This window comes from Enterobacter cloacae complex sp. OE43NF (assembly GCF_023544405.1).
GTDB classification, from domain to species: Bacteria; Pseudomonadota; Gammaproteobacteria; order Enterobacterales; family Enterobacteriaceae; genus Enterobacter; species Enterobacter cloacae.
This window is the reverse complement of the sequence record NZ_JAMJFW010000026.1, coordinates 25,035-38,731: the sequence shown is the minus strand read 5'-3', so window position 1 is coordinate 38,731 and position 13,697 is coordinate 25,035. Positions and strand designations below refer to the sequence as shown.

Genomic DNA, 13,697 nt, shown 5'->3' with positions numbered 1-13,697 from the left:
TGCGAATATAATGCTAAACTGCATTACACATTCGATTCTCCTGGAGGCATAATGGCTACGCTTAACGTCCGTCTGGATGACAAACTCAAAAACGAGGCTTATGCCGTGCTGGAAAAACTCAATATCACCCCAACAGAAGCCGTGCGACTCCTTTTTCAGTACGTTGCGGAGACGGGGCGCATGCCGGTGAAAACGGTCACGATTAGCGACAGCGAAGATGCGCTGATACAGACAGTCCGGGAGCGACTGGCTAATCCGCAAAAGGGAATTAAGGTTAGTCTGGATGACTTATGAACTGGAATTTGACCCGAGGGCGTTAAAAGAGTGGAGCAAGCTGGGGGAGACTGTAAAAAAGCAGTTCAGGAAGAAACTTGCCGGGGTGTTGGTAAACCCCCGGATCGAATCGGCCCGTCTGCATACCCTGCCTGATTGCTACAAAATAAAACTCAGATCCCAGGGTTACCGTTTGGTCTATCAGGTTCAGGACAACGTGGTAACGGTAGTTGTCATCGCCATTGGGAAAAGAGAGAAATTAACCGTGTATCACGATGCTAACAAACGGCTATAGCGTTCAGCGCAAATGATGCACAACCTGGTTACTGCTGCCGCGCCAGATAAGCGCCGGGTCTTTTAAATCCTGTACAAATTTGCCGTCGACCAGCACGTTAATCAGATCCACCACTTCCCTTTGCTGCGCGTTCAGCTCGTTCAGCTTATAGCCCGTCCAGACCCAGATATCTTTTCCTGCGCACTCGCGGCGAATGCGTTTCACCAGCTTCAGGATCTCCGGCACGTTTTGCGGGTGCAGCGGATCGCCGCCGGAGAGCGAAATCCCCTGGCGTTTGATGCGAGTGTCGTTGAGGTCGTTAATGATCCGGTCTTCCATCTCGGCAGTAAACGGCATGCCAGAATTGAGCCGCCAGGTGCTTTTGTTGTAGCAGCCAGGGCATTCGTGCACGCAGCCTGAGACAAAAAGAGTGCAGCGGGTGCCGGGGCCGTTAACGATGTCGACGGGGTAGTACTGGTGATATCGCATAGAAATGTCCAGAGAATGTATGCGCGCTGATGCCCTCACCCCGGCCCTCTCCCACGGGGAGAGGGGGAAGAGTTCCCTCTCCCTTGAGGGAGAGGGCTAGGGTGAGGGGGAGAACACGGAACTTACCCGATCTGCCCATTCCCTAAATGCTTCACGCGGCGTTTCACCTCTTCCTGCTTACCGGCGTTGAACGGACGCGCATCCGGGCTGCCAAGATAGCCGCACACGCGGCGGGTTACCGATACGCGGGCCGCATCGTGGTTGCCGCATTTCGGGCAGGTAAAGCCTTTACTGGTACACTCAAACTCGCCGGTAAAGCCGCACTCGTAGCACTCATCGATAGGCGTGTTGGTGCCGTAATACGGCACGTGCTGATAGCTGTAATCCCACACGTCTTCCAGCGCTTTAAGGTTGTGCTGGATGTTCGGGTATTCGCCGTAGCAGATAAAGCCGCCGCTGGCGATAGGGGGATAGGCCGCTTCAAAGTCAATTTTGTCGTACGGGTTAACCTTTTTCTCCACGTCCAGGTGGAAGCTGTTGGTGTAGTAACCTTTATCAGTCACCCCTTCCACAATACCGAACTCGGCGGTGTCCAGACGGCAGAAACGGTCACACAGGTTTTCGCTCGGCGTGCTGTACAGGCTAAAGCCGTAGCCGGTCTCTTCTTTCCACTGGTCAACGGCATCGCGCAGGCGCTGAACAATGGCGATGCCTTTCTCGCGCAGCGCGTCGCTGTCATACATATGCGTGTTGCCAAACAGGGCGTTGATGGTTTCGTGAATGCCGATATAGCCCAGCGAGATCGACGCACGACCGTTTTTGAAGATCTCAGACACATCGTCGTCCGCTTTCAGACGCACGCCGCAGGCCCCTTCCATATAGAGGATTGGCGCGACACGGGCTTTCACCCCTTCCAGACGGGCGATGCGGGTCATCAGCGCTTTACGCGCCAGCTGTAAACGCTCATCCAGCAGCGCCCAGAAGGTGTCTTCATTACCTTTGGCTTCCAGCGCGATGCGCGGCAGGTTCAGGCTGATCACGCCCAGGTTGTTGCGGCCGTCATGCACCTGCTCACCATTTTCGTCCTCATACACGCCGAGGAAGCTGCGACAGCCCATCGGGGTTTTAAACGAACCGGTGACTTTCACCACCTGGTCGTAGTTCAGAATGTCCGGATACATGCGCTTGCTCGCGCACTCCAGCGCCAGCTGTTTAATGTCGTAGTTCGGGTCACCAAACTTATGGTTCAGGCCGTCGCGGATGGCGAACACCAGTTTCGGGAACACCGCCGTTTTGCGGTTTTTGCCAAGACCGGAGATACGGTTACGCAGAATGGACTGCTGAATCAGGCGCGATTCCCAGCTGGTACCCAGACCAAAGCCGAACGTGACAAACGGCGTCTGACCATTCGCGGTATGCAGCGTGTTCACCTCGTACTCCAGCGACTGGAACGCGTCATAGCACTCTTTCTCGGTGCGGGAATGGGCGTAGCCGTCAGCATCGGGGATCTGCCACTCTTCCGCCGTTTTACGGTGCTTCTTAAAGCTTGCAGTAACAAACGGGGCCAGCACTTCATCAATGCGGTTAATGGTGGTGCCGCCGTAAATGTGGCTCGCGACCTGGGCGATAATCTGCGCCGTGACGGCCGTCGCCGTGGAGATAGACTTCGGCGGTTCAATCTCGGCGTTGCCCATTTTAAAACCGTGGGTCAGCATGCCTTTGAGGTCGATCAGCATGCAGTTAAACATCGGGAAGAACGGCGAGTAGTCGAGATCGTGGTAGTGGATCTCACCGCGCTCGTGCGCCGACACCACGTCACGCGGCAGCAGATGCTGACGGGCGTAGTGTTTAGCCACGATACCGGCCAGCAGGTCGCGCTGGGTCGGGATCACCTTGCTGTCTTTATTGGCGTTTTCATTGAGCAGGGCAGAGTTGGTCTGCTCGACCAGACCCCGGATTTCCTGATTCAGGCGGCCGCGCTTTTCACGCTGGACGTCGCGGTCGTGGCGGTACTCAATATAAGCGCGCGCTAACTGCTTGTAAGGACCAGACATCAGCTGGTTCTCAACCGCAGTCTGGATCTCGCTGATATCCACCTGGCTGCGTTCGTTCATCTGGCAGCTAACGACGTCTGCGACGGTGGCGCAGTAATCTGCGTCATCGACTCCCGCTGCTTTAGCTGCACGCAGAATGGCTTCCTGAATGCGCTCTGATTTAAACGGCACTTTACAGCCATCACGTTTCATCACATGCGGTGTCATGATCACTCCATTTTAAAAACAGGTTATCCACAGAGGTGGGGAAGCATGCACCGGGTGGATTATCAGCCAGCCCAATGACTTCCCGCGTTCCCGACCCTTGTTATCCACAATCCCGGAGAGCGGAGTCGCCGTGTTGTTGTTGGAATAGTAGACGATAAATACAAGATGTTGGGTCGGCCAGCATTTTAAGTGCTACATATAGTGATTTGCATCAAACATGTTTGCGATTTTTTTGATTCAGAACAAAGTAAAAAGACGAGAGTACAAACGGCGGGCGCTGGAGCGAATGTAAATCCGCAAAGGAAAAATCTGATTAATTATTCAACAAAAACAGTAAAGTAAGCCGGGCGCTGCTGTTACGCCCGGCGGGAGATTACGCCTGTAGCCACCAGACGGCTTCAAACGGACGTAGCGTGGCGGTATGTGGGGCCGGGTAGTTACGCATGACGGCCTGCCACTCACCGCTGAGAACGCCTGATTCCCATTCATGAGACTGATGGCTAAGGTTAGCCACCACCACCAGGGTTTGCCCCTGCCACTGGCGGCGATAACACCACAGGAACGGATGTTCCGGCAGCAGATCCTGATAATCGCCCCACGTCAGCACCGGCAGGGTTTTGCGCAGGCGAATCAGCGACTGGTAGGCATAAAACACCGAATCGGGATCGTCCAGCGCCGCGCGGGCGTTCACCGTCTCGTAGTTGTCGCAGACGCCAATCCACGGCTCACCTTCGGTAAAGCCCGCATTGTGCGAGGCATCCCACTGCATCGGCGTGCGTCCGTTATCGCGCGACTTACTCGCCAGAATCGCCAGGAGTTCGTTCGGATCGCGGCCGTTAGCTCGCAGTTCGGCGAACATGTTCAGGCTTTCCACGTCGCGGTAATCGGTGATGCGGCTGAAGTGCGGGTTGGTCATGCCAAGCTCTTCACCCTGATAGATATACGGCGTGCCCTGCATCCCGTGCAGCACCATGCCCAGCATCTTCGCCGCCGGTACGCGGTATTCGCCTTCATCGCCAAAGCGCGACACAATGCGCGGCTGATCGTGGTTACACCAGAACAGCGCGTTCCACGCTTTGTTATGCATCCCCTGCTGCCAGTGGTTGAAGAGGGTTTTCAGCGCCACGAAATCCGGTTTTGCCAGCGTCCATTTTTCGCCGCCGGGGTAATCCACCTTCAGATGATGGAAGTTAAAGGTCATCGACAGCTCGCGCCCGTCGAGAGACGCATACTGCTGGCAGTTCTCCAGCGAGGTGGAGGACATCTCGCCCACCGTCATCAGATTACGCGGCGTAAAGACGTCGCGGCTCATCTCCTGGAGATATTCATGAATGCGCGGCCCATCGGTGTAGAAGCGGCGACCGTCGCCAATATCGTCATTCGGGAAAGCCTGATCTTTCGAAATCAGATTAATCACATCCAGACGCAGGCCGTCCACGCCGCGATCGGCCCAGAACTCGCACACCTTTTTCAGTTCGGCGCGCACGGCCGGATTCTCCCAGTTGAGATCCGCCTGCTCCGGGGCGAAGAGGTGCAGATAATACTGCTCGCTCTCGGCGTGCCAGCGCCAGGCGTTGCCGCCGAATTTGGAGCGCCAGTTGTTGGGAAGCTGCTCCGGCGTGCCGTCGCGCCAGATATAAAACTGGCGGTACGGGCTGGCTTTATTCAGTGATTCACGGAACCAGGCGTGCTGGGTTGACGTGTGGTTAAACACCATATCCAGCACGATGCGAATGCCGCGTTCATGCGCCCGGGCGACCAGCTCGTCAAAGTCATCCAGCGTGCCGTACGCCGGGTCGATGGCGGTGTAATTCGCCACGTCGTAGCCGTTATCCACCTGCGGGGAGATGTAAAACGGCGTCAGCCAGATGGCGTCAATACCGAGGGTTTTCAGGTAGTCCAGCCGCTGCGTCACGCCGCGCAAATCGCCGGTGCCGCTGCCGGTCGTGTCCTGAAAACTTTTTGGGTAAATCTGATAGATGACTCCGTTCTGCCACCAGTGAGGAAGGGTATTCATAATGCGTTCCTGCAAATGCGAAGGGGCGCAACTGCGCCCCGAAAGATGAAGTTAAACAATCTGCAGCGCGCCCTGACGGAACTTACGCTGGTAAACCACGGTGGTGAGCGCCATAGGGACGATGATCGCGATGGCCATCGCCAGGGCAAACACCTGCCAGAAGGCGGGCTGAATGGAGAGAATACCCGGCAGGCCACCAACGCCGATGCCGTTTGCCATCACGCCGTTGAGACCACACACCAGACCCGCCAGACCCGAGCCGATCATGGCGCAGAGCATCGGGAAGCGGTATTTCAGGTTGATACCGTACATCGCCGGTTCGGTGACCCCGAGATACGCGGAGATGGCGGCCGGAACGGAAATTTCACGCTCGTTATGCTTACGGCTGACCAGAATAATGCCCGTTACGGCAGATGCCTGAGCGATGTTAGACAGCGCGATAATCGGCCAGACCGGCGTGCCGCCAAGGCTCTGGATCATCTGCATATCAATCGCCAGCGTGGTCTGGTGTACGCCGGTGATCACCAGCGGGGCGTACAGGAAGCCGAACAGCGCGGCACCAATCGGCGCGAAGCTGCCGGTCATCAGGTGACGGACGGCAAAGGCCACGCCGTCGCCGATCATGCGGCCAAACGGACCGATAAAGGCGTGCGCCAGGAACACCGCCAGGATCAGCGAGCAGACCGGCACCACCACCAGATAGAGGTAATCTGGCACGATGCGTTTCAGGCGCGTTTCAATAAAGCCCAGCGCCAGACCCGCCAGCAATGCCGGGATAACCTGCGCCTGATAACCCACTTTGGCGATGGTGAACAGGCCAAAGTTCCACACTTCCGGCGCCTGCTGACCAAGTAAGTAAGCGTTCATTAACTGCGGAGAGACCAGCGTTACGCCGAGCACGATACCCAGAATCGGGGTACCGCCCATTTTACGCACGGCGGACCAGCAAATCCCCACCGGCAGATAGAAGAAGATCGCTTCGCCAATCAGCCACAGGAAGTCGTAAATGGTTTTCAGCGCCGGGTACATCTGCGCCAGGGTTTTGCCGTCGCTCATCGGCACATCACCGATGACGTTACGGAAGCCTAAAATTAAGCCCCCGCTGATCAGCGCTGGCAGCAGCGGGAAGAAGATCTCTGCGAAGTGGGAGATAAGCTGCTCGTGCCATTTCATATTCTGGCGCGCGGCCTTTTTGGCCTGCTCTTTATCTGCCGCGTTGTGCCCGGTAGTGGCGAGCAGAGCCTGATAGTAATCGCCCACTTCGGTACCAATAACCACCTGGAACTGCCCGGCGTTGGTGAAGCAGCCTTTCACCATCGAAAGCGCTTCAATCGCTTTCGGATTGGCTTTGGCCGGATCGTTCAGCACGAAGCGCAGGCGGGTAATACAATGGCTGACCGTCGCGATGTTTTCGCGACCGCCCACCAGGACGATCAGCTGATCGATATCTGCTTGTTTGACTTTACTCATCATGAAACCTCATGACAGATGGGAGGGGTGTAATGACCTGAGCGCAAGCCTACTCCTTCAGCGGGACGGCGAAAATGGGAACGTTCCCGAAATCGGGCGAAGATCACAATAAACCGATTTATGGCGGTTATGAAAGATGGACGGGAATGACGATTTGGCGGGGTTCTGCGCGCCCGTTGATCTGCTCAATCAGCTGTGCGGCGGCCTGACGGCCGGACTCGGCGTAGCCCGGATCGACGGTGATGATCTCCGGGTGCAGGAACTTCATCAGCGGGGTACTGCCTACGCTGGCGACCTGCAGCTCGTCGATGCGCTGTTCCTGTAAATATTTGCTCGCACCCAGCGCCAGGGTGTCGGTCGCGCACACCAGCGCGGTGGTCTGCGGGGTCAGCACGCTGGCGACCTGTTCATAGCCCTGCTTCATGCCAAGCCCGGGCAGGGAAGCCACGGCAGAGAGGTTGTGCTTTTTGCAAAACGCCAGATAGGCTTCATGACGGCGTTTGCCGGTGGTGACGTCCGCGTGCGGTACACCAAGATAGCTGATATGGCGATGGCCTTTTTCGTACAGGCGCTGCATCAGGGTAATAATCGCCCCTTCATCGTCATAGCAGACGGACGCAAATCCGTGGGCATCGCGTGCCAGCAAGACCAGCGAGGGTTGCCAGGGTTTGAGCATCTCCTCTTTAATGCCGGTAAAGCCAAACAGGACCACCCCGTCGATGTTGCGTCGCGCCAGCATCCCCAGATGCTCTTCCACCAGCTGTGGCGAGAACTGGCTCTCCATCATGATTGGATCGTAACCCTGCTCATAGAAGGCGGGCAGCATGGTCTGTACGGCGAGGTTTTCAGAGAGGGAATCCAGACGCGAGACAATAATGGCGACCACTTTATCGCTCTGTCCGCGCATGGCGCGTGCGGAACGGGAAGGGGAAAACCCGTGCTGATTCATCACCGCCTCGACGCGCTCGCGCGTGCGTTCGCTGACACCGCTCTCGTTGTTCAGCACGCGCGACACGGTGGATTTCCCCACGCCGCTTAAACGCGCAATGTCTTTAATCGTAAGGCGGTTTTGCATGCTGTATTCCCTGTAACAACGATAACGGTGTCAAATGAGCCTAATGCTATAGCGCTAATTCGCTATGGGCAAAGTCTGGTTTACGTTCGGTTTATTTGAGGGTGGGTATAATACCGCCCGACGCGCCGCTTAGGGTACGGTTAAATCCTTATACTGCGCGGCGTACCCCTTATTTTTACTTACCGGAGGCGACATGGATCCCGATCCCACACCTCTCCTGACCAGGAGAACCCCTTCTTTCCGGTAAGCCAGCCTTGTGCTGTCTCACCGGTGATGTGAGGCAGCAACGTTCTGAACGTTCCTGCTTGAAAATTTAAGTGCCTGTCAGGTACGGCTTTGCCACGCCTGCAGGAATGACTGCGTCCGCCCAGGCGGATGCGGGGGAATGACTATGTTTAAAAATATCACCCGGCAGCTGCAGGCGCTGCTGAGCCGCCACCTGCCACACCGTCTGGTTCAGCGCGATCCACTGCCAAACGGCAAAAATTTCTCCGGCGCCACTATTCCCGCCAGCCTGACCGAGCGTTGCCTCAACGTGGCGGCGATGGATGAGAACGAAGTCTGGCGTGCCTTTAACGGACACCCGGAAGGGCTGAATGCGGCTGAAGTGCAAAAAATCCGGGCCGTGCATGGTGATAACCTTATCCCGGCGCAAAAACCGGCGCCGTGGTGGGTGCATCTGTGGATCTGCTACCGCAACCCCTTCAATCTGCTGCTGACGGTGCTGGGCATTATCTCTTATGCCACTGAAGATCTGTTTGCCGCGGGCGTTATCGCCCTGATGGTGGGGATCTCCACGCTGCTGAACTTTATCCAGGAAGCGCGCTCCACCAAAGCGGCGGATGCCCTGAAGGCGATGGTCAGCAACACCGCGACCGTGTCGCGAGTCATTAACGATCTGGGTGAAAACGCCTGGGTCGAACTGCCCATCGACCAACTGGTGCCGGGCGATCTGGTGAAGCTCGCCGCCGGGGATATGATCCCGGCGGATTTACGCATCATCCAGGCGCGCGATCTGTTCGTGGCCCAGGCCTCGCTCACCGGGGAGTCCCTGCCGGTGGAAAAGGTGGCGCGGAGCCGCGATCCGCAGCAGATGAACCCGCTTGAGTGCGACACCCTGTGCTTTATGGGCACCACGGTGGTCAGCGGCACGGCGCAGGCGATTGTCACCGCCACCGGCGGCAATACCTGGTTTGGTCAGCTTGCCGGACGTGTGACAGAGCAGGAGAGCGAGCCGAACGCGTTCCAGAAAGGGATTGGCCGCGTCAGCATGCTGCTGATCCGCTTTATGATGGTGATGACGCCGATTGTGCTGCTGATCAACGGCTACACCAAAGGCGACTGGTGGGAAGCCGCGCTGTTTGCGCTCTCCGTGGCGGTTGGCTTAACGCCGGAAATGCTGCCGATGATTGTCACCTCCACCCTGGCGCGCGGGGCGGTGAAGCTGTCAAAACAGAAGGTAATCGTCAAACACCTCGACGTCATTCAGAACTTTGGCGCGATGGACATTCTCTGCACCGACAAAACCGGCACGCTGACGCAGGATAAAATCGTGCTGGAGAACCACACCGATATCGCCGGTAAAACCAGCGAACGCGTGCTGCACAGCGCCTGGCTGAACAGCCACTACCAGACCGGGCTGAAAAATCTGCTCGATGTTGCGGTGCTGGAAGGGGTGGATGAAGAGTCTGCCCGCTCACTCTCTGGCCGCTGGCAGAAGGTGGATGAGATCCCGTTCGATTTTGAGCGCCGCCGGATGTCGGTGGTGGTCAGCGAGCAGCCGGATGTGCACCAGCTGATCTGCAAAGGCGCGTTGCAGGAGATCCTCAATGTTTCCACCCAGGTGCATTACAACGGCGACATCGTGCCGCTGGACGACACCATGCTGCGCCGCATCAAACGCGTCACGGATAACCTGAACCGTCAGGGGCTGCGGGTGGTGGCGGTGGCGAGCAAATTCCTGCCTGCGCGCGAGGGGGACTATCAGCGTATCGACGAATCCGATCTGATCCTCGAGGGTTATATCGCATTCCTCGATCCGCCGAAAGAGACCACCGCTCCGGCGCTGAAAGCGCTGAAGGCCAGCGGGATCACCGTGAAAATTCTTACCGGCGACAGCGAGCTGGTGGCCGCCAAAGTATGCCACGAAGTGGGGCTGGACGCGGGTGACGTGGTGGTAGGCAGCGATATCGAACACCTCAGTGACGACGAGCTGGCTCAGCTTGCCCGGCACACCACGCTGTTTGCCCGCCTGACGCCGATGCACAAAGAGCGCATCGTCACCCTGCTGCGTCGCGAAGGGCACGTGGTGGGCTTTATGGGCGACGGCATCAACGACGCGCCCGCGCTGCGTGCGGCGGATATTGGCATCTCCGTGGACGGGGCGGTGGACATCGCCCGCGAAGCGGCAGACATCATCCTGCTGGAAAAGAGCCTGATGGTGCTGGAAGAGGGCGTGATCGAAGGGCGTCGGACTTTTGCCAACATGCTGAAATACATCAAAATGACCGCCAGCTCCAACTTCGGTAACGTCTTCAGCGTGCTGGTGGCGAGCGCGTTTCTGCCGTTCCTGCCGATGCTGCCGCTGCATCTGCTGATCCAGAACCTGATGTACGATGTCTCTCAGGTCGCCATCCCGTTTGATAACGTCGATGACGAGCAGATCCAGAAGCCGCAGCGCTGGAACCCGGCGGATCTGGGGCGTTTTATGCTCTTCTTTGGCCCGATCAGCTCCATCTTTGACATCCTGACCTTCTGCCTGATGTGGTTTGTGTTCCACGCCAATACGCCGGAACATCAGACCCTGTTCCAGTCCGGCTGGTTCGTGGTGGGGCTGCTGTCGCAAACGCTGATTGTGCATATGATCCGCACCCGTCGTATTCCGTTCATCCAGAGCCGTGCCGCCTGGCCGCTGATTGTGATGACGGGGATTGTGATGGCGCTCGGCATTGCGCTGCCGTTCTCACCGTTGGCCAGCTACCTGCAGCTGCAGGCCTTACCGCTGAGCTACTTCCCGTGGCTGGTGGCGATCCTCGCGGGCTATATGGTGCTGACGCAGATGGTGAAAGGGTTTTATGCGCGTCGGTATGGGTGGCAGTAAAAACATACCCTCACCCTAACCCTCTCCCCTTTGGGGAGAGGGCCGGGGTGAGGGGACTGGCTTTCCTCTCAAATTCAACAACCTGTGATCTCCGTCGGCGCATTCGCTTGACGACAAATTGAGCGCATGTTACCAGAATGTTTTGCCTTTATACCCTAAATAATTCGAGTTGCATGAAGGCGGCAAGGGAGTGAATCCCCGGGAGCTTACATAAGTAAGTGACCGGGGTGAACGAGTGCAGCCAACGCACAGGCAACTTGAAGTATGACGGGGATATTTGGCCCGTCAGATAAGGAACATTCATGTTACGGTACAGCCTCTTAACCGCCGGGCTGCTGCTCGGCGCGTCTGCGTTTGCCGCCCCGGCAGGCGATCTTCCCCTGATGCCCTGGCCTGCGAAGGTTGAACGCCCGACCACTCAGGGCGCGCTGGTGCTTAATAATCAACTCTCCGTAAGCGTCAGCGGAGACGATCTCGGTGACGCCGTTAACCGCCTGCGCCAGCGCATTGCCCTGCAAACCGGCTGGACGCTGCAGCCGCAGGCCGACAAACCCGAAAAACCGACCATCCGCATTGCCATCGCCAAAAAAGTGAAGCCGCAGCCGCTGCCGGACAGCGACGAAAGCTACAGGCTGACGGTGGATGCCAACGGGGTGGATATCTCCGCCAACACCCGCTTCGGCGCGCTGCGCGCCATGGAAACGCTGCTCCAGCTGGTGCAAAACGGCGCGGAAAACACCTCTGTACCGTGGGTGACCATTGAAGATTCCCCGCGCTTCCCGTGGCGCGGGCTGCTGCTGGACTCGGCGCGCCACTTTATCCCGCTGGCGGATATCAAACGCCAGATCGACGGTATGGCCGCGGCAAAACTCAACGTGCTGCACTGGCATTTAACCGACGATCAGGGCTGGCGCTTCAGCTCAAAGCGCTATCCTAAGCTGACCCAGCTTGCCAGCGACGGGCTGTTCTACACGCCAGAGCAGATGCGCGAGATTGTCCGCTATGCTGCCGATCGCGGTGTCCGCGTGGTGCCGGAGATCGATATGCCAGGCCACGCCTCGGCCATTGCCGTGGCCTACCCGGCGCTGATGAGCGCGCCGGGGCCGTACGAAATGGAGCGCCACTGGGGAGTCTTAAAGCCGGTGCTGGATCCGACCAAAGAGGCCACTTACGCGTTTGTTGACGCGATGGTCAGCGAGCTGGCGGCGATCTTCCCCGATCCTTATCTGCACATCGGTGGCGATGAGGTGGACGACAGCCAGTGGAAAGCGAATCCGGCCATTCAGCAGTTTATGCGCGACCACAAGCTGGCGGACAGCCACGCGCTGCAGGCGTATTTCAACCGCAAGCTGGAAACGATCCTTGAAAAACACCACCGGCAGATGGTGGGCTGGGATGAGATCTACCATCCCGATCTGCCCAAAAGCATTCTGATCCAGTCCTGGCAGGGGCAGGATGCGCTGGGACAGGTGGCGCAGAACGGCTACAAAGGGATCCTCTCGACGGGCTTCTATCTCGATCAGCCGCAGTCCACCGCTTACCACTACCGCAATGAGATCGTGCCGCAGGCTTTAAACGGCGTGGACGTGATTGCCGACACCGACAGCGCCCAGAGCTGGGCCTTCTCCATGCCGCGTCTGAAAGGCAAGCCGGTCGAAGGCAGCTTTACGCTGGTGAAAGGGGAGTCCGGCTGGCGCGGATTTATTGATTTTGCCGGCAAGTCCCGCCGCGAGGTGGATAACATTGCGTGGCGCGATGACAATCAGGTGACGTTTACCGTTGATACCTGGATGGGCGAAACGCGCCCGGTGGTGTCGGTTGATAACGATAAGCTCACGGGTTATTTCCTGGTGGGGAATGTCCGCTACCCGATCAGCGGCACGCGTCTGGATGAGGTCCCTAAAGGCACTCCGCCGGTGGTACCAGATATCGCGCATCAGGTTAATCTGCTTGGCGGAGAAGCCGCGCTGTGGGCGGAAAACGTGGTGGCACCGGTGCTGGATATCCGTCTGTGGCCGCGTACCTTTGCGGTGGCGGAGCGGTTATGGTCCGCGCAGGATGTTACCGATGTCGACAACATGTACACCCGCCTGCAGGCGATGGACAGCTGGTCGACGGTCTCGGTCGGGCTGCAGCAGCACACCCAGCAGCAGGTGCAGTTCACGCGCCTTGCCGGGAATGCCGATACGCTGCCGCTGCAAATCCTCGCCCAGGCGGTGGAGCCTGCGCAGTATTACACCCGTCAGCATCTCAAATTCCAGGCCGGAAACTACCATCAGTTTGAGCCGCTTAACCGCTTCGCGGATGCGCTGAATGCCGAAAGCGCCACCGTGCGCCAGATGAACAAATGGGCCGACCGTCTGGTGAGCGACGCCGAGGATACCGAAAGTGCCGACGCGCTGCGCCATGTGTTTAACCGCTGGCAGAGCAATACCAGCGACGCGCTGGCACTGAGTGAAAACAGCTATCAGCTGAAGGCGATCAAGCCGGTGATTCAGGAGGTGGATAAGCTGGCCTCGATTGGCCTGAGGCTCACCGATCTGGTGGCGCGTCAGGGCACGCTGGACGATAAAGAGATCGCCTCAATTCAGAGCGAGCTGGATAACACGGCGAAGGTTCAGGACGAAGTGGTGATTGCGGCGGTGTACCCGCTGGAGACGCTGCTGCGCGCGACGCGGAATCAGTAGACCCCCTCACCCTAACCCTCTCCCAGGGGGAGAGGGAATTAATACACCCTC

General features: G+C 57.9%; 9 protein-coding genes. 4 read left to right on the top strand and 5 right to left on the bottom strand.

The annotated features are described in order from the left end of the window. The first annotated feature begins 51 nt into the window (after positions 1–51). Complete coding sequence (locus M8370_RS13695) at positions 52–294, top strand: type II toxin-antitoxin system RelB/DinJ family antitoxin (RefSeq protein WP_008501400.1); 243 nt, start codon at positions 52–54, stop codon at positions 292–294. Continuing rightward, positions 284–568 (top strand): type II toxin-antitoxin system RelE family toxin, encoded by a 285-nt coding sequence (locus tag M8370_RS13690; RefSeq protein WP_095427819.1) that lies wholly within the window; start codon positions 284–286, stop codon positions 566–568. Before M8370_RS13695 ends, M8370_RS13690 begins: the two co-directional genes overlap by 11 nt. A gap of 3 nt (positions 569–571) precedes the next feature. On the opposite strand, the gene nrdG is transcribed toward M8370_RS13690, so the two are convergent. The 5 genes from nrdG to treR form a co-directional block, all read right to left on the bottom strand. Further along, on the bottom strand, positions 572–1,036 hold the full coding sequence (gene nrdG / locus M8370_RS13685; protein ID WP_226835575.1) for an anaerobic ribonucleoside-triphosphate reductase-activating protein: 465 nt from the start codon (positions 1,034–1,036) through the stop codon (positions 572–574). A gap of 122 nt (positions 1,037–1,158) precedes the next feature. Beyond that, the gene (gene nrdD, locus M8370_RS13680; RefSeq protein ID WP_250021196.1) at positions 1,159–3,297 is read right to left on the bottom strand and encodes an anaerobic ribonucleoside-triphosphate reductase; all 2,139 of its coding nucleotides are present in this window, start codon (positions 3,295–3,297) and stop codon (positions 1,159–1,161) included. Between the two features lie 373 nt (positions 3,298–3,670). After that, entirely contained in the window at positions 3,671–5,314 is a 1,644-nt protein-coding gene (gene treC, locus M8370_RS13675; protein WP_250021195.1) for an alpha,alpha-phosphotrehalase, read from the bottom strand. Positions 5,315–5,365: 51 nt separating this feature from the next. Then, positions 5,366–6,784 carry a PTS trehalose transporter subunit IIBC gene (gene treB, locus M8370_RS13670; RefSeq protein WP_038420863.1) on the bottom strand — a complete coding sequence of 473 codons (1,419 nt, stop codon included), beginning with the start codon at positions 6,782–6,784 and terminating at the stop codon, positions 5,366–5,368. Positions 6,785–6,911: 127 nt separating this feature from the next. Next, entirely contained in the window at positions 6,912–7,859 is a 948-nt protein-coding gene (treR, locus tag M8370_RS13665; RefSeq protein ID WP_020688716.1) for a trehalose operon repressor TreR, read from the bottom strand. 391 nt (positions 7,860–8,250) lie between these two features. On the opposite strand from treR, the gene mgtA reads away from it, so the two are divergent. Both mgtA and M8370_RS13655 read left to right on the top strand, forming a co-directional pair. Then, on the top strand, positions 8,251–10,959 hold the full coding sequence (gene mgtA / locus M8370_RS13660; RefSeq protein ID WP_250021194.1) for a magnesium-translocating P-type ATPase: 2,709 nt from the start codon (positions 8,251–8,253) through the stop codon (positions 10,957–10,959). Positions 10,960–11,261: 302 nt separating this feature from the next. Continuing rightward, the gene (locus M8370_RS13655; RefSeq protein ID WP_250021193.1) at positions 11,262–13,646 is read left to right on the top strand and encodes a beta-N-acetylhexosaminidase; all 2,385 of its coding nucleotides are present in this window, start codon (positions 11,262–11,264) and stop codon (positions 13,644–13,646) included. Positions 13,647–13,697 lie beyond the last annotated feature (51 nt).

Bases quoted from the DNA above. Each gene is read 5' to 3' on its own strand.
- mgtA (WP_250021194.1), top strand. From the start codon at position 8,251: ATGTTTAAAAATATCACCCGGCAGCTGCAGGCGCTGCTGAGCCGCCAC.
- M8370_RS13655 (WP_250021193.1), top strand. From the start codon at position 11,262: ATGTTACGGTACAGCCTCTTAACCGCCGGGCTGCTGCTCGGCGCGTCT.
- M8370_RS13690 (WP_095427819.1), top strand. From the start codon at position 284: ATGACTTATGAACTGGAATTTGACCCGAGGGCGTTAAAAGAGTGGAGC.
- treC (WP_250021195.1), bottom strand. From the start codon at position 5,314: ATGAATACCCTTCCTCACTGGTGGCAGAACGGAGTCATCTATCAGATT.
- M8370_RS13695 (WP_008501400.1), top strand. From the start codon at position 52: ATGGCTACGCTTAACGTCCGTCTGGATGACAAACTCAAAAACGAGGCT.
- nrdD (WP_250021196.1), bottom strand. From the start codon at position 3,297: ATGACACCGCATGTGATGAAACGTGATGGCTGTAAAGTGCCGTTTAAA.
- treB (WP_038420863.1), bottom strand. From the start codon at position 6,784: ATGAGTAAAGTCAAACAAGCAGATATCGATCAGCTGATCGTCCTGGTG.
- treR (WP_020688716.1), bottom strand. From the start codon at position 7,859: ATGCAAAACCGCCTTACGATTAAAGACATTGCGCGTTTAAGCGGCGTG.
- nrdG (WP_226835575.1), bottom strand. From the start codon at position 1,036: ATGCGATATCACCAGTACTACCCCGTCGACATCGTTAACGGCCCCGGC.